Origin of the sequence: Virgibacillus sp. MG-45, assembly GCF_036409425.1 — a bacterium.
Lineage (GTDB): Bacteria > Bacillota > Bacilli > Bacillales > Amphibacillaceae > LDC-1.
This window is the reverse complement of record NZ_JAXOFU010000007.1, coordinates 87,984-108,776: the sequence shown is the minus strand read 5'-3', so window position 1 is coordinate 108,776 and position 20,793 is coordinate 87,984. Positions and strand designations below refer to the sequence as shown.

20 protein-coding genes are annotated in these 20,793 nt (G+C 37.8%); 3 read left to right on the top strand and 17 right to left on the bottom strand.

Translation table 11 applies throughout. From position 1 onward, the window contains the following. Positions 1-10: 10 nt before the first annotated feature. The 4 genes from SPK86_RS09360 to SPK86_RS09345 all read right to left on the bottom strand — a co-directional run bounded on the left by SPK86_RS09360 (position 11) and on the right by SPK86_RS09345 (position 4,126). On the bottom strand, positions 11-673 hold the full coding sequence (locus SPK86_RS09360) for a TetR/AcrR family transcriptional regulator (RefSeq protein WP_330949186.1): 663 nt from the start codon (positions 671-673) through the stop codon (positions 11-13). A gap of 115 nt (positions 674-788) precedes the next feature. Next, positions 789-1,805 carry an ABC transporter permease gene (locus SPK86_RS09355; protein WP_330949185.1) on the bottom strand — a complete coding sequence of 339 codons (1,017 nt, stop codon included), beginning with the start codon at positions 1,803-1,805 and terminating at the stop codon, positions 789-791. Next, a complete protein-coding gene (locus SPK86_RS09350) occupies positions 1,796-2,533 on the bottom strand; it encodes an ABC transporter ATP-binding protein (RefSeq protein WP_330949184.1) in 738 nt (245 codons plus the stop codon). The genes SPK86_RS09355 and SPK86_RS09350 overlap by 10 nt, the downstream gene beginning before the upstream one ends. 270 nt (positions 2,534-2,803) lie before the next feature. Continuing rightward, on the bottom strand, positions 2,804-4,126 hold the full coding sequence (locus tag SPK86_RS09345) for a hemolysin family protein (RefSeq protein ID WP_284138977.1): 1,323 nt from the start codon (positions 4,124-4,126) through the stop codon (positions 2,804-2,806). A gap of 202 nt (positions 4,127-4,328) precedes the next feature. Here SPK86_RS09345 and SPK86_RS09340 point away from each other — a divergent pair, with 202 nt between their 5' ends. From SPK86_RS09340 to SPK86_RS09330, 3 genes are all read left to right on the top strand, one after another. After that, positions 4,329-4,772 (top strand): universal stress protein, encoded by a 444-nt coding sequence (locus SPK86_RS09340; RefSeq protein WP_330949183.1) that lies wholly within the window; start codon positions 4,329-4,331, stop codon positions 4,770-4,772. Positions 4,773-4,970: 198 nt separating this feature from the next. Then, positions 4,971-5,714 (top strand): threonine/serine exporter family protein, encoded by a 744-nt coding sequence (locus tag SPK86_RS09335; protein WP_284138975.1) that lies wholly within the window; start codon positions 4,971-4,973, stop codon positions 5,712-5,714. 28 nt (positions 5,715-5,742) lie between these two features. Continuing rightward, positions 5,743-6,183 (top strand): threonine/serine exporter family protein, encoded by a 441-nt coding sequence (locus SPK86_RS09330; protein ID WP_284139276.1) that lies wholly within the window; start codon positions 5,743-5,745, stop codon positions 6,181-6,183. A gap of 96 nt (positions 6,184-6,279) precedes the next feature. Here SPK86_RS09330 and SPK86_RS09325 read toward each other — a convergent pair whose 3' ends face one another. The 13 genes from SPK86_RS09325 to spoIID all read right to left on the bottom strand — a co-directional run bounded on the left by SPK86_RS09325 (position 6,280) and on the right by spoIID (position 20,491). Next, positions 6,280-9,348 carry an efflux RND transporter permease subunit gene (locus SPK86_RS09325; RefSeq protein ID WP_330949182.1) on the bottom strand — a complete coding sequence of 1,023 codons (3,069 nt, stop codon included), beginning with the start codon at positions 9,346-9,348 and terminating at the stop codon, positions 6,280-6,282. Positions 9,349-9,351: 3 nt separating this feature from the next. Continuing rightward, positions 9,352-10,215, bottom strand: coding sequence for an efflux RND transporter periplasmic adaptor subunit (locus tag SPK86_RS09320; protein ID WP_330949181.1), 864 nt, complete (start codon positions 10,213-10,215; stop codon positions 9,352-9,354). Between the two features lie 17 nt (positions 10,216-10,232). Then, positions 10,233-11,081, bottom strand: coding sequence for a TetR/AcrR family transcriptional regulator (locus SPK86_RS09315; protein ID WP_284138972.1), 849 nt, complete (start codon positions 11,079-11,081; stop codon positions 10,233-10,235). Positions 11,082-11,257: 176 nt separating this feature from the next. After that, positions 11,258-11,461 carry a hypothetical protein gene (locus tag SPK86_RS09310; protein ID WP_330949180.1) on the bottom strand — a complete coding sequence of 68 codons (204 nt, stop codon included), beginning with the start codon at positions 11,459-11,461 and terminating at the stop codon, positions 11,258-11,260. Positions 11,462-11,598: 137 nt separating this feature from the next. After that, positions 11,599-12,021, bottom strand: coding sequence for a 3-hydroxyacyl-ACP dehydratase FabZ (fabZ, locus tag SPK86_RS09305; protein WP_284138970.1), 423 nt, complete (start codon positions 12,019-12,021; stop codon positions 11,599-11,601). Between the two features lie 125 nt (positions 12,022-12,146). Next, positions 12,147-12,488 carry a DNA-directed RNA polymerase subunit beta gene (locus tag SPK86_RS09300; RefSeq protein ID WP_330949179.1) on the bottom strand — a complete coding sequence of 114 codons (342 nt, stop codon included), beginning with the start codon at positions 12,486-12,488 and terminating at the stop codon, positions 12,147-12,149. Between the two features lie 127 nt (positions 12,489-12,615). Next, positions 12,616-13,446 (bottom strand): flagellar hook-basal body protein, encoded by an 831-nt coding sequence (locus SPK86_RS09295; RefSeq protein ID WP_284138968.1) that lies wholly within the window; start codon positions 13,444-13,446, stop codon positions 12,616-12,618. A gap of 63 nt (positions 13,447-13,509) precedes the next feature. Further along, the gene (locus tag SPK86_RS09290; RefSeq protein ID WP_284138967.1) at positions 13,510-14,313 is read right to left on the bottom strand and encodes a flagellar hook-basal body protein; all 804 of its coding nucleotides are present in this window, start codon (positions 14,311-14,313) and stop codon (positions 13,510-13,512) included. A gap of 39 nt (positions 14,314-14,352) precedes the next feature. Then, positions 14,353-15,354, bottom strand: coding sequence for a rod shape-determining protein (locus SPK86_RS09285; RefSeq protein WP_284138966.1), 1,002 nt, complete (start codon positions 15,352-15,354; stop codon positions 14,353-14,355). Between the two features lie 346 nt (positions 15,355-15,700). Continuing rightward, the gene (gene spoIIID / locus SPK86_RS09280) at positions 15,701-15,982 is read right to left on the bottom strand and encodes a sporulation transcriptional regulator SpoIIID (protein ID WP_284138965.1); all 282 of its coding nucleotides are present in this window, start codon (positions 15,980-15,982) and stop codon (positions 15,701-15,703) included. Positions 15,983-16,813: 831 nt separating this feature from the next. Beyond that, positions 16,814-17,851, bottom strand: coding sequence for an AimR family lysis-lysogeny pheromone receptor (locus SPK86_RS09275; RefSeq protein WP_284138964.1), 1,038 nt, complete (start codon positions 17,849-17,851; stop codon positions 16,814-16,816). 380 nt (positions 17,852-18,231) lie between these two features. After that, positions 18,232-19,101: a M23 family metallopeptidase gene (locus SPK86_RS09270; RefSeq protein ID WP_330949177.1), complete on the bottom strand. Its 870-nt coding sequence runs from the start codon at positions 19,099-19,101 to the stop codon at positions 18,232-18,234. A 235-nt stretch (positions 19,102-19,336) separates the two neighbouring features. Further along, positions 19,337-20,491 carry a stage II sporulation protein D gene (gene spoIID, locus SPK86_RS09265; RefSeq protein ID WP_330949176.1) on the bottom strand — a complete coding sequence of 385 codons (1,155 nt, stop codon included), beginning with the start codon at positions 20,489-20,491 and terminating at the stop codon, positions 19,337-19,339. Positions 20,492-20,793 lie beyond the last annotated feature (302 nt).

Below are 20,793 nucleotides of genomic sequence, written 5' to 3'. Positions count from 1 at the left end.
GCGGGATTGTTTATTGACATTCATTTTTTCTGATTCCTTGCAAAATATATTCTACTGTGCGGCGCAATTCCAACTCATCGTCCCAATCCTTTTGTGGATTTAACATAAAACGATCAATCATAAACCCAATAATGGTGGGAACGATCATCCGTATAAGCACATCTGTTGGTAAATCACCTATTTCTCCTTTTTCCTTATAATACGTAAATGCATGATCCATTGCAGGATATACAGTTGTTCCAAAAACTTGCTTATATGTTGTCTGAATTTCCGGATGAAAAGCAAGCTCCTGTAATAATATTTTCAGGATTGGAACATTGGATTGGGCAAATTCAAAACGATTTCGAATAAACGCATACAACATATCTTCAAAGCTTTGATAAGATTCATCAAAAACTTCTTTAACAAATTTCTCTGCGAAGAAAGGTGCAGAAAAATTTGCAATTGCTGGTGTAACTATTGCAACCAGCAAATCCTTCTTCGTCTCATAATGACGAAATATCGTTCCTTCTGCTACTCCCGCACGCCTCGCAATCTCACTAGTTGACGTATTGTAATATCCTTTTTCAGCAATTAATTCAATTGCCGCTTCTACGATTTGTGATTGTTTCTTTGTCATATGATTCCCTTCTTGCTGACTTGCTTTTAGCTTATCATTTAATGTTTCATCCACTCGAATTTCTCCTTTCTTCCTTCATCGACTGCTTTAAAAGAGCTTGGTGTAAAAAAGAAGTTACCTCATCTCTCCCATCATTTTACAACTACTAAACTATTTACAAGCCCGGGCTTTATAAACTACGATACCGCTTGAGTGCAACAATATTTAAACTAATGCAAAGGAGCGAGAAACCGATTAGGACTGTAATATCTAGCACAACATTTGTTAAATGCTCCCCACGAATCATAATGGCAGTGAGAGCATCTGCCCCATAATAAAGCGGCATCAACTTTCCTATTACCTCTAGCCATGGAATGCCACTGATTGGAAATACGCCAGCAAAAAATACTTGTGGAACAATAACTATAGGAATAAATTGGATCATTTGAAACTCATTTTTCGCATAGGCTGAAAGAAGTGTACCCATACTTAAAGCAGCAATCGCAAGTAAAATGGTTATAAAAAGCACTTCTAAAAAAGAGCCAACCATATAAATATCCAGCACATAAATTGCATACGCAGCGACAATGACAGATTGTATTAATATAAATATACCAAATCCTATTAAATAGCCTGCTACAATTTCCCAACGTTTCAGCGGCGTTGCCAGCAGTCTTTCCAGCGTTCCCTGTGTACGTTCTCTTAAAAATGAAACACCACCTATAATAAAGGTAAAGAAGAACACAAAGAAGCCGATCAACACTGCACCAACATGATCAAACAAATTTAAATTTTTTGATCCATACAGAAATTCCACCTCCATTTGTGCTTGTGATGGATTATGCTCCTTCATCGCTTGATTAAATACATGCTGAACAGCACCATTTGCTGTTGGATCACTTCCCTCCATTTTTAAATAGAGTGTGCCACCTTGGACAGTCGCAAATGCATCTACTGCTTGCTCTTCTAATGCATCCAACGCTTCTTTTTCAGACATTGTAATGATTGTTGCAGTTTGATGGTTTAATGCTGTATCCAGCTGATTTGGAATATCATATATCGCAATTGTTGGTTCATAATCCTCTAAATCAAGTACAAGCCAAAGAAGGGTAATAACGAAAACAGGTGCGATAAACATAAGGGCGATACTCCGTTTATCACGAATAATCTGGCGCACAATCCGTTTAATTAATGCACTCAATCGCATATTGCCGCCTCCTTCACGCTTCCGTAGTAAAGAAAGGCCGCTTCTAAAGAAGTTGTATTGCTCGCTGCTTTCAACGTTGCTGCACTGCCATTCGCTATTATTTTTCCTCCGCGGAGTAATGCAAGCTGATCACATTTTTCCGCTTCATCCATCACATGGGTCGTGATGATGATTGTAGTACCTTGTGCTTGTAGCTTCTTTAAATCCTTCCAAATCGAAGCACGCAAAACCGGATCAATCCCTACGGTTGGTTCATCTAAAATTAATAGCTCCGGTCTATGCAACAATGCAATTGCTAATGACATCCTTCTCCGCATTCCTCCTGAATAATTTTCCAACACTTTATCTAAATGAGGGGATAAATTAACAATTGCTGCTGTTTCTTCTATCCGCTGGCCTCTGTCTTTCTTTCCTATTCCGTATAGTGCTGCAAAAAAATCCATATTTTCTCTTCCTGTTAATTCATTATAAAGTGCGTCACTTTGCGCCATGTACCCAATACTATTCATCGACTTTAAGGAAGGAATTTTCTCATTCCCAATTTTTACTGTTCCAGATGTTGGCAGCAATAAACCGAGCATAATTTTCACTAAGGTCGTTTTTCCAGATCCCGATGGTCCCAGCAAGCCAAATAGCTGTCCTTTCGATACCTTCAAGGTGACATCATTTAAGGTTTTCTCCTTGTGAAACGCCTGCTGAATGTTTTTCATTTCAATAAATGCTGACATCCTTATCCTCCTTTTATGATAACGAGTGAGTGATTACTCACTTTTATCATAAGTATACTCCACAAAAAAGTAAAGAAGAATAAATAAAAGGATCACTTTATCACTCTGTAGAAAGTGTTCTTTTTCAACATGAAAAGCAGGAGTTTGCAACCAATGGCATAGCGAAAGCATGTTGAAGAGGTCATGCATGTGCCTTCTATGGTAAAAATGACCCGATTTGCAAACTCCGGTAATATTGTGCTGTTTTCCATGTCAAAGCTGTATTTTTTCTTATGATGTTTTATCCGTTTCTTTTGGTTGCTTCGTAATCATTACTTTATCCACGCGCACATGATCCATATCAATAATCTCAAGCTTTAGATTCTCTACGATAATTGTATCCCCTACTTTTGGAATATTTCCTAAGTACATCGTGAAAAAGCCTCCAAGTGTATGATAATCATTACTATCTTCAATTGCCGGAAAGTCCTCTAATTCAAAGAAGCGAACAAACGTGTCAACAGATACTAGTCCATCTGCTAACCAGGTCGTCTCATCTCGCTCGGTTATTTGTACTTCCGTTAGCTCATCCCGTAATGGCATATCACCAACAATCGTCTCAATAAAATCATGTAATGTAACAAACCCTTCAATTCCCCCATACTCATCAATGACTACCGCCTCATGATGACCCGTTTCCTTTAACGTTTCTAAGGCTTGTAGCACCTTCATATGCTCTGGCAGTACAAGAGTCTCATCAATACAATCCTCAATAGAAAATGTTTCTTCAGAAAGTAAACGCGAAAAAACCTTCTTTGTATAAATCACCCCTAAAAAATGATCCAAACTTCCCTTTCCAACTGGAAAAATGGAATGATAGCTCGTACTGATTAATTCCATATTTTCTTCATAGGAGCTCTCCACATCAATCCATATAAGCTGTGTTCGTGGTGTTAATATATCACCTAGTCGTTGATCACCCATATAAAAAATTTGATCAACCATTTCATGTTCCATCTTATCTACTACACCACTATATACACCTTGCTCAATCAATAATTGAATTTCTTCTTCGGTTACATCAGGCTCGTCTGATTTTTTGATACCTAATATTTTCAATACAAGTGACGTGGATCGACTTAATATCCAGATTAATGGTCTTCCAAGCTTTGCAAAGTAAAACATTGGTTTTGCGACAAGTAATGCTACTTTTTCTGGATTACTTAGACCGATTTGCTTTGGTGCGAGCTCCCCAATTACTAAGGATAAATACGTTGTGATTGCCACTACTCCAAATAAGCTTAGCTCGGAACTAATTGGAGCTAAGAAGTCTATTTTAGCTACATATACAGAAATTTGGTTGGCAATCGCAGCGCCCCCAAAAGCCCCCGTAATAATACCGATTAAGGTAATCCCAATTTGAATCGTTGATAGTAAATCAGTCGGATTTTCTGCCAGCGTAAGCGCAAAGCTCGCTCGCTTATCGCCTTCTTTTTTTCGTTGCTCCAATCGTGCCTTTCTTGATGTAACGATGGCTATTTCTGTCATCGCAAAAAGGCCATTGGCAACAATTAAAATGAGTATGATTATAGTGGAAACGAGTAAACTGTTCAATGTTATTTCTCCATTTCTTTATAAGATACTTGTGTAATTTTAGTTTATCATTTTCATTTCTCTTCTCCAAAAGCTAGAACACTTTTCTATTCCTAACATTTCCGTGAACTTCTTAAAAATAAGCAGGAGTTTGATTGCCTGTTACCGAATTGTTTTATAAAGAACTTAAATATGAAAGGAGAGAAAGGTGTGCCAGTCTTGAATGGCACAGCCGCATAAAATGAATTTGCCTATTATTGTTCCAATAGATGACTCAGAGTATTCTTACCATGCACTTAAATACGCGATCGAGTTTGCAGAAAAAATGGATGCAAAAGTGATCGTATTAAACGTACAGCCTAATATTCAAACCGTTAACGTGCAGCGCTTTTTTAGTAAGGAAGAAATAAAAGAGTATTCACTAGGCATCGGTAAGGAAATTTTAGATAAAACTGATGTACTTACAACGGATCGTAATGTCTCGATAGAAAAAGTAATTCGTATTGGTATCCCGAAAGTAGAAATATGTTCGGTGGCTAAAGAGTTTAAAGCGCATTCAATCGTAATGGGCTCACGGGGATTAGGTCCGATTCGTGGAACGGTTCTTGGTAGTGTAAGCTATGGTGTGCTTCATGAAGCACCATGTCCTGTCACGATTGTTCCATAATGTATATAGCCAATGAGGGGCAAACGGGAAAATCCGTTTGCTTTTTTATACGAAAACTGTATTGAAGGTTCGAACAATCACAAGCTAGATACAGTGCTTTGAAACTGAATAAACTGAAAACAAATCCTTTCTTTTCTAAATGCGTGTGAGCGTCTATAATGTGTATAGGAATTGGGTAAATGAAAGTAAGGTGACCATATGACAACAACAGATTCCATTACAAAAGTATGTATGCTTGCAGGTAAAATAATGCTCGCTTCTGGCGCTGAAACGTATCGAGTAGAAGATACAATGAATCGTATCGCTGCCGCATATGGATTAGATGACGCTCAGAGCTATGCAACCCCCACTGGGATAAACTTTTCAAAGGAACAAGCTGATCCAGCTAATTTCATGCGGATTTCTAAACGTACAACAGATTTGCATAAAATAGCTGAAGTAAATAAAATTTCAAGAAGTATTGCTGCAGGCAATTTAGAAATAAAAGAAGCGTATCTAGCTTTAAAGGAGTTAGAAACGAGGCCTTTTCAGTTTTCTAACTGGCTGCAAATCATCGCGGCGGCTATTTCAAGTGGCTGCTTTACCATTATGTTCGGAGGGTCATGGACAGACTTTCTTCCAGCAATGATTGCTGGTGGATTAGGATTCACGGCGATGCTCTTTGTGGATGGATTCTTAGAAATTCGTTTTATTGCTGAGTTTACCGCCTCACTATTCATTGCAATGCTTGCAGTTCTTTTTATCAGTCTGGGGATTGGCGTTGATTTAGACAAGATTATCATTGGAGCAGTAATGCCGCTTGTTCCGGGTCTACACATTACGAACGCGATTCGAGATCTCATGGCTGGTCATCTCGTGGCTGGTGTTTCCAAAGGGGTCGAAGCAACGCTAACAGCATTTGCTATTGGGGCTGGTGTTGCAGCAGTTGTAATGTTTATATAGCAGATAGATCGGAGGAATTGTTTTGACCATTTTTGCACAGCTAGTTACTAGCTTTATTGCCTCAGCGGGCTTCGGGATAATATTTAATGCCCCCAAAAAATCTTTAATTCAATGTGGATTGATTGGTATGGTCGGCTGGGTATTATACTTTATCCTTGTATCCAAGACCATGGATGCAGTTCCAGCTACTATATTAGCTGCAATGCTCGTAGCTGTATTAAGTCAAATTAGTGCGAAGGTATTTAAAACCCCGATAATCATTTTTAATGTATCTGGTATTATTCCACTTGTTCCAGGGGGAATGGCTTATAATGCGATGCGTTATTTTGTAGAAAATGATTATTACATGGCCGTTCAATATTCAACAAAGGTAATGCTTCTTTCAGGTGGAATTGCTTTCGGGCTTATGTTTTCTGAGGTTGCCAATCAAATCATTCGTAAGACCTGGAAACCTACTAGAAACAGCTAGCATTTAGTTCATCGATTAAGCTAGGTGACTAACCTTTTTCAATCGAATAGATTATGAATAAAGCTCTTCGCAATATTCGCGAAGAGCTTTTCTCCATTATGCTTCCTTTTTCTTTCTACGTTTCGTAATCTTTGCAGTTAAATCATCAAAATAAGTGTATACAACCGGAATTAACAGTAATGTAAAGATACTTGAAACACCAAGCCCAAAAATAATAGTTACTGCCATCGGCTGCTGTGTTTCTGCGCCTTCACCTAAAGCAAGTGCTAACGGAACCATTGCTAAAATCGTCGTTAAGGTTGTCATTAAAATTGGTCGTAATCTTGATCGTCCCGCTTCCATAATTGCTTCGTAGCGATCAATCCCTCTGCGACGCAAAATATTAATATAATCAACTAGCACAATAGAGTTATTAACAACAATTCCCGCAAGCATGATGATACCAATAAAGGCCGGTATGCTTAGAGGTAGATCTGTAATAAATAATCCTACCATTACACCAACCACTGTTGCCGGCATCGAGAACATGATGATAAACGGAAATAGGAAATTCTCAAATTGAATGGCCATTACCGCATACACGAGAAAGATTGAAAAGATGAGCGCCAACGCTAAATCAGTAAAGGCTTCTGCCATGTCTTCGGCTTGCCCACCAATCGAATAACTATATCCTTCTAGAAAATTCATCTCATCTAGCGTCTTTTTTACATCCTTTACAATACTATTTAAATCGCGATTTACAATTTCCGATGTAACATTCATTTGTGGTTGTTGATTTTGACGTAGTAGGGTTGCTGGTCCTTGAACTTGCTGAAAGGTTACTACCTCTTCTAATGGAATAACAGCACCTGTTGGTGATGAAAGCTTCAGATCCTGTAAATCGCTTAATTCATCTCGCTCCGCTTCCGGATAAAATAGTGTTACATCCATTTCATGACCCGCTTCACGATATTGCGTAGCGACTTGACCAGAGAATTGGAACTGAACTTGACCTAAAATTTGTTCTTGTGTCAATCCAAACATCGCCGCTTTTTCTTTATCAATCGTAATATCAAGCTGTGGTACTCCTTCAGATGCTGCTGACTCTGGATTATATACCCCAGGCACATTAGAAATTTCTTGTACAACCTCCGTAGCAAGCTCCTGAAGCACCTGATGCTCTGGTCCATTCAATTGCACTTGAATAGGATCCCCCATGCCCATGCCACCTTCTAAGGCACTTACCGTAATTTCAGCACCGGGAATTCCTTGTAGTGTGTTATCTATTTCCTGCGCTAATTCGGATGTTGTCTTACTTCGTTCACTTGCAGAAACTAGCTGCATAGTATAGGTTGCTTGATTACTGCTTGAACCGGACATCCCAAATCCGCCGCCCCCGACGCTCACATAATTTGTTTCAATGATATCTTCATAGGTTTGCAGTTTTTCATTGATTTCATCAACTACTTCTTGTGTATGCTTTAACGAACTGCCTGAAGCAGTTTCCACACGAATTTCCATTTGGCCTTGATCAGCGGATGGAATAAATTCTGCCCCGATCCAAGGAATTAAAGCTAAACTGGCTACAATCGCAAGAAGCGTGCTAAAAATCGTTGTTTTACGATATTTCAATACTCGCTTTAGCACCTTTGCATAGCCATTCTTTACACGCTCCAACAGACGATTAAACCAATATCTCCGTCCATGATTCTCCATTGCCTTTGAAAGTAACTTGGAAGATAGCATTGGTACTAATGTTACTGCAACAACTAAAGAAGCAATAAGTGAAAATGATACTGCAAGCGCAAGCGGTGTAAATAAATCGGATGCGATCCCTTCCACATATACAATTGGTAAAAATACGACTAACGTTGTTGTAGTAGACGCAATAACTGCTGGTGCTAGTTCAGAAGCTCCCTTTAGAGCACTTTCAAACAAGCTGTATCCACGTTGACGGTAGGAATAAATATTTTCCAAAATAACAATAGAGCTATCTACCATCATACCAAGCCCTAATGCGAGCCCTCCTAATGTGAGTGCATTTAATGTTTGACCTGTGAAATACATCAGCGCAAAGGTCGAAATAATCGCAATTGGAATGGATAATCCAATAACAATCGTCGCTCGAATGCTTTTTAAAAAGAGTAAAAGAATAAAAATGGATATTGCTCCACCAATTAAAATATTTTGTACAACAGAATCTATTGATAGCTTAATAAATTCAGACGTATCAATTACTACATCCAGCTTTGCTCCCTTAGGAAGTTCTTGCTGAATTTCATCCATACTTTCTTGAATATTAGAAGCTACATTTACAGTATTCGCATCTGTTTTTTTCATGATGGATAATACAATAGACGGCTCTCCATTTACCAATGTTTCGGCGTTCGACTTTTTAAACGTATCTTTTACTTCTGCCACATCGGTAAGATGAATGGTAGCACCAGATTCTGTTTGCAGTAGCGTGTTTTCAATTTGCTCGATTGATTCGTATTCTCCTGTGAGACGAATCTGAAGGTCCTGTGCTCCTTTTTCAACTGTTCCAATTGAAGCTGACTGATTTTGGGTGCGTAGTGCCTGTGTAATTGATTGCCCATTTATTCCGTATTGCTGAAGCTTTCGCTGATCGAGAATAACTTGGATTTCTCTTTCTTTTGCTCCTTCAACCGTTACAGATGCTACACCTTCTTGTCGTTCAAAAAAGGGAACAATTTGATCCTCTGCAATTTCCGTTAATGCTTCTGCTTCCTTTCCGGTCACACTAACCCAAATTACCGGCAATTGATCTGGACTAAACCGCATGATTCGTGGTTCGCCTGCTTGTTCTGGTAAAAATCCTTTTGCTTGATCCACTTTTTCTCTTACATCAAGCAGTGCCTGATCTAAATCTACGCCATTATTAAACATCATCACGACTAAAGAAGATCCTGATTGTGATTGAGACTGGACGGTATTTATTCCTTCTACGGAGCTTATCGATGATTCAATCGGTCGGCTAATCAGATTCTCTACTTCCTGTGGTGCTGCATCTGCATAAGAAGTAGCGATAACAGCAACTGGAAGGTCTATCTTCGGGAATAAATCAATAACAAGATTTCTAACCGAAACAATACCGAGCGCAATGATCGCTAACACGATCATAATGACGCCAACGGGCCGTTTTATAGATGTATGAACTAACTTCACGATTTATTCCCCACTTTCTTTTACTACGTCTACCTTGCTATTGTCGGAAAGGGTAAGCTGACCATTTACAACAATATCCTCTCCTGCCTTTACTTCTCCCTTAATAGCTGTTTGATAAGATTGTACGTCTTCTATTTCAATTGTTACTTTTTTTGCTTTCCCGTTAACAATTTTAAATATGAAAGAAGATCCGCTTTCTTCCATTACAGCTCTAGTAGGAACGATTAGTGTATCTTGCACGCGTTTTATAGGAACACGCATTTCCACTACTGTCCCTGGTAATATCGTCTCTTTTTTATTGTCTACTGTTGCTTCAACTGTAAATAAACCTGCATCATTAGGGATTGTTCCTATACTAGTAACTTTTGTATCATATGTATCCTTCCCTAATTTAATCGGATACTGTTCTTCTTGCTGCAACGTTTTTTGCATTGATTCGGTCACTGAAAAAGAAACCTTTAACGGATTTAAATCTACAATCATCGCAATCGGTTCTTCTCCAGAAACTTGCATGCCTTCATCGGCTGCAAAATTAACAATCGTTCCATCGGTAGGTGCATAAATTGTTTGATTTCCTCTAGGTGTTTGAATAACTGCTAATTTATCATCTTCAGTAACCTTTTCTCCCTCCTTTACTTTCCACTCATCTACTTCTCCTGGGCTAGAAAGAATAATTGGGGTAGAACGAGAAGGGGCTGTTCTTCCATAGATAGACTTCTCAATTACAAAGTCTCCTTCGGTCACCTTCATTGTTTCTACTGGAACAATTCGATCTTCTTTTTTCTCGTTTGTAGCGTCTTCTTCTGTACAAGCCGACAGTAATCCTATTAAAAGGATAGCTACTAAACCAACATATATTTTTTTCATCTCGTTTACTCCTTTTTCTATAGTAATTCCACGTGACAACAAGATGCTAGCTGTTTACTTTCCATTTCAAGCTCGGGATAATTCCGAAAATGAACGAGCAGCCCTTGGAGCATTATTTTTTGTGGTTTTGTTTTAGATAGTTCCGCCTGTAATGCTTGCACAACCGCGTGTAGTTCTTCCTTTTTTTCGTTTGAAATGGATAGCTTCTGAATTTTATCTGTTAATTGGCGCATTTGCTTTCCTAAATCTTGTTGTGACTTCTGTTCCCTAATCGTTACAAGTGGCTGTTCTTCTGTTGTTAGCATGCCATAGACTAAGTCATTTAATCTTGAAACGATAAAATGCCCCAAACGTTCTCGATTAATTTGCACCCCTTCAAACACAATCCATTTTAAATACCCGTTCATTATTCCTTCTAACTGAATAACACAATCATTTAAAAATGGCATCACCTTATCCCCATAAATCGCATGAATATTCGTACACAACCACTCATAGTTCTGCTTTTTGATCGATTCAATTAACGTATCCATTTTTGTACCAATCGATATGTTTTCCCGGAGATACATCTGAATAAAGCTTTTATAGGAATAAATATAATTGATTAGAACTGTAATTTGCTCTGCCAAGCATTGACTTGGTGTTAAATTCTTTTGTTGCACAGCTTGTAACCTTTGGGTAATCTGTTCATTAAAGTAGGTGAAAATTATTGTGACAAAGTCTTCTTTTGAATCAAAATATACATAGAAGGATCCTTTTGAAACTCCTGCCATGTCCGCAATTTCTTGAATGGATGTAGCATGATATCCTTTCGCGGCAAAGAGGGAAAGTCCAGATTCAATCAGTTTCATTTTCTTATCGTTCAAGCGATCACCTTCTTTCACAATTCGAATTATTCTTTCACGACTGACCGGTCAGTCATTTCTATTTTAATAGTAACTATTATAAACGGGATTGCTCCTATACCACAAGAATTTAGCATATATTTTCAAACAAAAAAGCAGAATGAAGGATATAATCTCTTTCATCCTGCCTTACGTAATTATTTGTTATTTTGGTCTGTTCCTTTCATATCGTTGTTATTGTCGTTCATATCATTGTTGTTATCATTCACATCGTTGTTGTCGTTTTGATCAACAGGCCCATTGTCATCTACTGGATTATTGTCATTGTTCGTGTTACATGCTGTCAGTAATGACATTGCCAACAACGTCGCCCCAAATCTCATTACCCATTTCTTCTTCATGGATTACCCTCCTTCATGTATTGGTTTCAAGGTTATCTTGCCCCTTTTTTTTGAGACCATACAATAATTCTTACCATATGAAGGATTTTTCGGGATACCAGTAAATATGAAAGTATGATGCACTTATACATCTTACGTTATTTTATCGCAAATATGATTTCTGCCTCACAAGCAAGCTCTCCATCTACGGTAGCAACGCCCTTGCCTTTCCCTATCGGACCTTTTATACGAACAATCTCAACCTCTAATTTTAATTGATCGCCTGGTTTCACTTGCTTTTTAAAGCGACATTTATCAACACCTGCTAAAAAACCGAGCTTCCCCTTATTCTCTTCTTTTCCAAGAACGGCAATTGCTCCCACCTGTGCAAGTGCTTCTACAATTAACACACCTGGCATGACCGGATATTCTGGAAAATGCCCTTGAAAAAATGGCTCATTAATTGATACGTTTTTAATACCAACAACCCGCTTACCTTCTTCCATCTCTACTACTTTGTCAACTAACAAAAACGGGTAACGATGCGGAATCGTTTCTTTAATTTGTTCTATATCCATCATATGTATTTGCTCCTTTTCAAATAATTTATGTATGAAAATCTAACCGTATTTCCAATAGAAACAAAAGACTGTCCAGTAAAAAGCATTTCACAGCTGAAAGGGCTTTTCTGAGCAGTCTTTCTTTATTATTTTTCTTTCTTAACGATGTCAATGATATGCTGCCATGTTTCCTTTTCTAAAACATCTTGCGGGACACCTTCACCGATAACACCGTAACCAATCATTAAACCTGCAACAAGCGCTCCTACAGCAAGGAGAAGAACAACGATTATACGTAGCCATATTGGAAAAATTCGTCTTCTTAGCTTTTCAGTTTTTTGTTTTTCCTGTTTCTGCAGCTTTTTTTGCTGCTTACACGTTTTGACATCTTCTTTTTCCTTGTTGGCAGTTTGAACCGCTTCCGTCTCTTTCGTCTGCTTCAGCGATTGTTCAGCAGTGCCTGTTTTCTCCAATTGCTTTGTTCCCATGGATTGTTTCTCCTTATTCTCTGCTTCATTCACAAGTTCATCACTTTATGGTATTAAAAACAATATAAAGCAACAACTTGCAATTCGTCAATAGGACGCTTGTCACGTCTATTCAATGAAAGCATCGTTAACGAAGCTGGTTAATTAGACCAAGCATCTGATCAGACATGGAAATGGTTCTTGCATTAAACTGATAGGAGCGTTGAGTTGAAATCAGGTCTGTCATCTGTTCAGCCATATTAACATTTGAACTCTCTAATACACCACTTTTAACAGAAGCAGTATTAGGACCGACTTCTTGTAGGATCTCTCCTAATGTATAATTTAATGCGTCCAAGTCAGGGAGTCTAAAGTTGTTATCACCAGTAGCTTCAAGCACCCGTGGGCGAATTGCTTGTACCATAGAAAGATTTCCTACCGCTTCCATTTGATTGCCTCTTCTAACCAATACTGCTCCATTTGATTCAATTGAAATTTCATCAAATCCAGTAGGAATTACGATGGGACCATTCTGCCCTAACACAGGGTTTCCATCCTTCGTAACAAGCATTACGGTTTGATTCGTCGCATCTGGACTAAGATAAAACGAACCATCGCGAGTATACCGCGTTTCCTGAACCCCATTCTCCGTTACTTGTATTTGAAACAAGTGGTTTTTCTCTAATAAAGCTACATCTAGTTCTCGACCAGTCTCTTGAATTGCTCCAGGCGATAAATCAATATTGATTGAACCTAGCCTTGCACCAGCACCGACACGAACACCATCAGGAGTAAGTCTTCCAGCCTCAAATGGTGGATTTTTAAGGTTATCAATTTGCTGAAACAATAAGGAAGAAAAATCTGCTTGCCGATTTTTATAGCCAGTCGTTTGACTATTTGCCATGTTATTTCCGATTAAATCTAATTTGCTTTGTAGCTGATTCATCGTTACAGCTGCTTGAATCATCGCACGTGACATGCTGTATCCTCCCGTCGTTTCTGTTCTTTTTAAAAGCCTAGATGGTTTGAATTAGCAGCTAGCTTAACCGATTCGACCAATCTCATTTACTGCCTTCCCCATACTCTCATCATATGCTTTTAACACCCGTTGATTCGTTTCAAACAAACGATACGATTCCATCATCTGTGTCATCATTTGTAATGAATCAACATTGGAACGTTCTAAGGCGCCTTGACGAATTTGGTATGTAACATTCGCAGGTATTGGTACAGCTTCCCCCTGGAATAAATCATTTCCTTCTTTCACGAGCTCATTTGTATCCGCAACATAGTTTAAGCCAAGTGGAATATTTTGCCCATTCACGTCTATTACGCCATCTGGGAGAACTGTGATTTCCATTCCATCCGTTTGAATGGGATTGCCATTTTGATCAAGCACATAATAACCATGGTTGGTTACTAAATACCCTTGACCATCTACTGTGAAATTACCATTTCTCGTTAAGCGTGTATCACCTGCTTCATTTTGAACCGTAAAAAAGACGCTTCCCGTTTCATCTGGCAGCTGGCCATTCATAATTGCTAGATCTGTCGTGACTCCTGTATCGCGGATATCTCCCTGACCATGATTCGGAACCATTTCCTGAAGGTAAACACCCGTATTAAGTGGTCCGAGTGGTTGCTGTGTGGATATATTCATTCCATACTTTACTGGAAGCTCTTTTGTTCCCATTTTTTGCATAAGCAGCTCAGGAAAAGCTCTTAATGTCGTTTGATCTGCTTTATAGCCAGGTGTATTCACGTTGGATATGTTATTCGATAATGCCTCTTGCTGTCTTTGTTGGGCGATCATTCCACTTGCAGCAGTATAAAATCCTCTTAACAATCCAAGCCCTCCTCATTAAACGTAAAGACGTTTTGTTTATTATACGATACTTCTCCGCTCAATTTTGTCAATGTTTTCGAGCATCATACCTGTTCCTTTTGCAACACAATTCATTGGTTCTTCTGCAATAAATACAGGTACCTTTAGCTCTTCTGCTAATAATTGGTCAATTCCATGAATTAGTGCACCACCACCGGTTAAGATAACTCCACGGTCAATAATATCTGCAGACAACTCTGGTGGTGTTCTTTCTAATACTAACTTAGCAGCTTGTACAATTAAATATACAGATTCACGAAGTGCTTCTTCAATTTCATCCGAATGAATCGTAATGGTACGTGGTAAGCCTGTCACCATGTCTCTTCCCCGAATATCCATTGACTCATGACGTGAGCCTTGAAAAACAGTTGCTACATTTATTTTAATATCCTCAGCTGTTCTTTCCCCAATTAACAATTTATATTGCTTCTTTATGTAGCTAAGAATTTCGATGTCGAACTTATCACCAGCCATTTTAATGGACTCTGATGTTACGATGTCACCCATTGAAAGAACAGCAACATCTGTTGTTCCACCACCGATATCAACAACCATATTTCCGCTTGGTTGGAAGATTTCCATCCCTGCTCCAATAGCAGCTACCTTTGGTTCTTCTTCCAAATATACTTTTTTACCACCGGATTTTTCGGCTGCTTCCTTAATTGCTTTCTGCTCTACCTTTGTAATGTTAGTCGGGCAGCAAATGAGCATTCTAGGCTTTGATAAAAAGCCACGTACATTGATTTTATTTATAAAATGCTTTAGCATTGCTTCTGTCACATCAAAATCCGCAATAACCCCATCTTTTAACGGGCGAATTGCTTCAATGTTTCCTGGTGTACGCCCCACCATGCGGCGTGCGGCTTCTCCTACCTCAAGCACCCGGCCAGTTGTGCGATCCATTGCAACCACTGCTGGTTCATTTAAAACGATGCCTTTTCCTTTCACATGAATTAAAACGTTGGCAGTTCCAAGGTCAATTCCAATATCCCGAGAAAACATGAACAAGATCCTCCTAGCATGATTATCTATCTTGCATCTGTCCGAAAACACAATGCTACTATTATAATATTTTACCACAAACTTCTCCATATAACTGCAAAAATAGGAAAATAGATGCATTATTTTTAAATTAATTCAATCTATATTCTAAATTTGCATCATTTCAGCTTATATTTTAGAACAATTCGTCGATTAACTTTTTTTACCTGTCACATCTATCATAAAGAAAAACACAGCCTGGAACACGATTGGCTGTGTTTTGCATTGTCTACGGAAAACAAATGATGGATGTCACTCCCTACTTAAAGTCGTTATTATTCAGAAACAAAATATTAATTCCTAGAGATTACCCAATCGGTTCAACATCCTTCCTTTTTCCGGTATCAATTTTATATTTTTTTCTGGTGGCTTCTCCGCCTCTTAAATGCCGTATAGACTTGTGGTATTCCAAAATATCCTTCACTTTTAGGGCAAGCTCTGGATTTATTTCTGGTAGCCGCTCCGTTAAATCTTTATGGACGGTACTCTTGGAAACACCAAATTCCTTTGCGATCATACGGACGGTTTTCCTCGTCTCCACGACATGTTCTCCAATCCTGATCGTCCTTTCCTTGATGTAATCGTGCACACCGTTCGCCTCCCTATGTTGATATATCCGAGGTGTGGGTCGAGACAAGGTGATCCAAAAACATAAAACTCGCTTACGTTTTTGATTTATCACTTGCTTGCTTCTAGAACAAATGATGGTGGCTGTCAAAGAGCGTATCAAATATACGAGATTATAATCGAGATATGTAAGGAAGGAGCTTTTTATACGTACGACAGATAGCAATGATTTCAACCGAAATTTAGCGTTTTACAGCTGCTCCATACCGCATTCCTACAAGCTGCTTCTATTCGTTAACTAGTTAAGTTTACTTATAGAGCCACACAAGCGCTCACCCCAGATGTTTCTGAATGCTTGGTTTGTAACATTTTATTACATGACGACAGCGTTTATGATTAAATTTACTGCTTTGCTTATGTGGACAAGAACTTTATTTCGTAAAACCATTCCGAAAACAAAATTAAAAACCATGCTTGCTAAACTACAAGCATGGTCCTTAATTTTTTTATGGAAAGGGTTCAACCTACAAAATAGCACGATACCAATTTTTAACTTGTAAATACTTTGCTAACTACAATGATTCAATCAATCAAATGTACCCATATCTGGGTCGCGGTTGATTACATCACCGGTTGGGACACTTGTCAAAATTAATACAAACGATAACATAGAAGCCAAAATCAACTTGTTAACATTTTTCATTTTATCCCTCCTAAGCATTTTTTTTACAATTAAGATTATAAAAGGTTGAACCCTTGAACCTAATTTCAATGGAGTTATTCTGGATGGTGATTCTTTTGTATGTGGATGGGGGCTATACTTGTATGGATAGTCCCCCGATGCTGAAATGGATTAATCATTAATTCGTTTGAGTGCATTAAGTGGAAGTCTGCTGAAGAAATAATCACTACGTTTCACAATAAAGAAATCATAGGATTGAAGTAGTATATTTTTATCCTGTTTTGCTACACCTAGGTAGTACATTTGAAAAGGACTTTTAATCGGTAATTTTTCCAGTATTGCGATAGCTTGATTATAGTTTCCTTTTGCAATTTCGATATGCGCTTGTTCACTCTTATCCTCTGTCGTAACTCCTTCAACTCGTTTAAATTGCGCTGAGATAAATGGAATATTTCGTTGAATGATTCGATGTTGAAGCTTTTTATTGTTCGTCCTTTTCGATAGCTTTAGCGCTTCATTAAGATGGTACATCCCTTGATGGTACGTATCAAACGTATAGGTAAGGCCAAGACTAAGATGTAAATTTGCTATGGTGTCTTCATTTTTAGTTTGATTAATTGCTCGAAACGCATACTTTCTTGCCATGATTAGTTCATTGCGAACCCAGTAGTAAACAAATAGATATTGATACAGTCGTAAATTTATGCAGTTAAGAAAAAAGGTATCCTTAATTCGTTCAAACAAGCCATGCTGCATGTCTAAAAAATTACCAATCTTACCAAATTGCTTCATATCATGATATAGTGCTACCTTCGTCAACTCAATAATACAAACTAGCTCCGGATCATTCGTTTTGATAGCATTCAATTGCTCAATCATCTTAATGGGAGATTGTTTTTTCTTACGCCTATTAATTGTAAGCTGATATACGTGTGCCCACTGACGATTTTGTATATCTTCTGAAGCTAGATTCTTAATGATTAGAATTTCTAATTCCTCATAAAAACCATTGATGTATAAAAATTCTAATCCTTTTCGCTGAATCTCTTTTGAATCGGACTCCAAACAAATCTTTTTTGTTAAATCAATGGCAACTTGTTCATTATGCTCCTGTGCTAAAATCGTCATAATTTGTCCCAAAGATAATTCTATTGAATTGACCAATGACGTGATGAACGTTGGTTTTACTTTTTCATTTACACGTTTCACTGCAAAATTCCTTTCTTATATGGCTAGTTTATAGAAAAGTTATCCTGTCAATGCGATTTCTTTACAATGAACCGCTTTTCTGCAGCTAATCATTTGAAGCAAAGTTCTGAAGAGAATCTTGCATGTTCATTTATACAAGTATTTTGTAGAAATATTGCATTTCCTATCAATTTATGTCCCTACTTCATTGGTTATAAATATATTAACACGAATATTCGCAAAAACAAGGATTATCGTTCGACATATTTTGCAATATTATGGAAATTAATTTTGTGTTTCGCATCATATCAAGGCTTTTGATGTTCCTTGTTTTTGTATAAATTGTAAAAAATACCATGAAAAACAGCTTAAATCTCTATGATTTAAGCTGTTCTTCTATCTTATGATGCATCATTTGATGTATCTTCTTCTGGTTGGTTTGTTGGATCAGAAGTATTTTCCTTTTGCTTCCCGTTTGGGGTCGTTTCACCATTTTCTTCTGTATTCGTTTCTTGTTGCTCATTCGCCTGATCGTTTTTTTCGCTTTCTTCAGTCGCTTCATCCGTTACATTTTCGGCTTCTGCACTATCAAGCTTGCTAACTGGTTGATTAAAATACGTTTCTGGATTTACTACTTTACCAGCTTTTCTTAATTCGAAATGAACATGGTTGCCATTATCCTTACCAAAAATATTCTTTCCTGCAACGCCAAGTAAATCGCCTTGCTTTACCTTTTGACCTGCTTTTACTTTCACATCGTCTAAGCTAGCATAATACGTCATTACTTCACTTCCGTGCTCTAAAACGACGACATTTCCAAGAAGTGGATCCTCTTTTACTTCCATTACGGTTCCACTTAGTGATGCAGTAACATCGAATGGATCTCCATTTGCTGCCGCAAGATCCACTCCAGTGCTTTGATAATAGCGACTGTTATGGAGGATTAAAGCATTGACTTGATCCTCTTGATCCGCACTGTAGTCAAAAAATTTAGTTACAATTTCTGCTTCAGTTTCCTTCGTTACAGGCATCTTGATGACTTCCTGCTGGTCAAGCACAGCTTCTGCATCCTCATCATAAGGACTTGGTGTGTAATTGTCACTAATATCCTTGTCGTCTCCTGCCTCTGGGATTTGATTATCTAAGTTTTGATACCAGATAACGACAGACAGAAGTAGTGCAGCTATAACCAAATACACAGCGGGAAAAAACCATTTTTTGCGAAAAAGTTGTCTCCATTTACTTTTTGGAGTGTTGTTTTCCTCTTTCATAAGATCATCACCTCAACAACCATTCTGATCAGAAAAAGGAAAAACTATACATTTTTATACAACTTTTTTCACTATTTACGAATTTTTTTATAGAAATGAAGCATATTAACAGGATATTCTTCACAATCAAATGAAACGAATAGGTTAATAGATCGTACAAAAAATGTCACTTGGTGAGATGAAATTCCTAATTAGTGATAAACATGAATACTGAAGTGTACCCGCAGACTAAATACTACTTGACTACTAATGCAGGAGCTGTTTCATTCACTGTGCTAATTTCTACACCTTGAAAATAGTATGACAATATTTCTTTGTATGTTTTTCCTTCTTTAGCCATCCCATTTGCTCCATATTGACTCATTCCAATACCATGACCATAACCTTTTGTCGTAAAAACGAGATGGTTACTTTTTTGTTCAATGGAAAAGTCACTTGATTGAAGCTTTAATTTTTCTCGAATATCCCTTCCAGTAAAGCTTTTGTCTCCTAACGTAACTTCTTTTACTCGCTTTCCTTCCGTCCTCGAAATTTGAATAGATTTATTATTTAATTGTGATAAATTTGTTTGCAGCACCCCTTCTACTTCATCAATCGTAAAGGTTTTTTGATCTAAATATTTTGGTGATTTTTTATCCCACGGACTTTTCACACTTCGCAAATATGGTAGTTTATTTTGCCAATAATCCTCCGAGTTTTCTGTATAACCATTGCTAGTTGAGAAAAACGCTGGAAATATTGGTGCATTTTCATAAGTTAAAATCTCTCCCTCAGTATCTACAACCGCTTGATTAATTTTACTCATTTTCTCGTTATATTCATTTTTCCACTTTTTTCTTAAATCCATTTCACTGCTATATACTTGATCGCTCACTGTATCCGTAACAAACGCATCCGGATTATCATTCTGGTGTATCATGCGATAGACAATAAACGTTCTTGCAGCTAGCACTTGCGCTTTTAATGCTTCCATTTCAAAATCGGCTGGCATTTCTGAGGCTACCACTCGTGCCACATAGGTTTCTAGTGGGACTTTTTCAATTTCCTCTGATTCTGATCGCATAACAGTAACAGAAACTGCAGAATTATTGGGCAATGTCACAATACCTTCCTTCTCACTCTGATCATTAACAGTGGTTACTTTATTGTTCTCTGATACAAATGGGGTAACAATTAGTGTGGGAATAACTAGAATGACAGAAAATAAAAAAGCGACTCCTAGTATACCGGGAAGCTTCCAAGATGTACCTTCATTTCCTGAAACAAATTTGCTTTTCAATTTTGAACTGGTTATTTTTCTTTTTTGGGTGGTGTACGGTTTCTTTTTATTCCCTTTTGATGCTGTTCGTTGTTTCCATTTCTTTGCTGTTACATTGTTGCGTATTTTCACAGATTGGGTACCCTCCTATCTTTGGACATGTCTAGTAAAGCTAGCAAATGTTGTACTTCTAGTATTCCTACTATTAAACGTATACAAAATACGAATACAATAGAACCTCATTTTTTTTAAAAAATAATGTAAAGGGAATCTTTTAAGTGAGGGGCATACTTCCTGTTGCATAAGAAATAAAATGAGGCACGAGAAATGAAGTATGAAAGATATCGGTCTCCAAAATAAAAAAAGACAGATCTACGTATGGTCCTTTGATCTGTCTTCGTTCATCCCTCCTATTATAATTTAAAGGGAAACTA

Bases quoted from the DNA above. Each gene is read 5' to 3' on its own strand.
- SPK86_RS09355 (WP_330949185.1), bottom strand. From the start codon at position 1,805: ATGCGATTGAGTGCATTAATTAAACGGATTGTGCGCCAGATTATTCGT.
- SPK86_RS09350 (WP_330949184.1), bottom strand. From the start codon at position 2,533: ATGTCAGCATTTATTGAAATGAAAAACATTCAGCAGGCGTTTCACAAG.
- SPK86_RS09340 (WP_330949183.1), top strand. From the start codon at position 4,329: ATGGCACAGCCGCATAAAATGAATTTGCCTATTATTGTTCCAATAGAT.
- SPK86_RS09335 (WP_284138975.1), top strand. From the start codon at position 4,971: ATGACAACAACAGATTCCATTACAAAAGTATGTATGCTTGCAGGTAAA.
- SPK86_RS09320 (WP_330949181.1), bottom strand. From the start codon at position 10,215: ATGAAAAAAATATATGTTGGTTTAGTAGCTATCCTTTTAATAGGATTA.
- SPK86_RS09310 (WP_330949180.1), bottom strand. From the start codon at position 11,461: ATGAAGAAGAAATGGGTAATGAGATTTGGGGCGACGTTGTTGGCAATG.
- fabZ (WP_284138970.1), bottom strand. From the start codon at position 12,021: ATGATGGATATAGAACAAATTAAAGAAACGATTCCGCATCGTTACCCG.
- SPK86_RS09300 (WP_330949179.1), bottom strand. From the start codon at position 12,488: ATGGGAACAAAGCAATTGGAGAAAACAGGCACTGCTGAACAATCGCTG.
- SPK86_RS09295 (WP_284138968.1), bottom strand. From the start codon at position 13,446: ATGTCACGTGCGATGATTCAAGCAGCTGTAACGATGAATCAGCTACAA.
- SPK86_RS09285 (WP_284138966.1), bottom strand. From the start codon at position 15,354: ATGTTTTCTCGGGATATTGGAATTGACCTTGGAACTGCCAACGTTTTA.
- SPK86_RS09270 (WP_330949177.1), bottom strand. From the start codon at position 19,101: ATGAAAGAGGAAAACAACACTCCAAAAAGTAAATGGAGACAACTTTTT.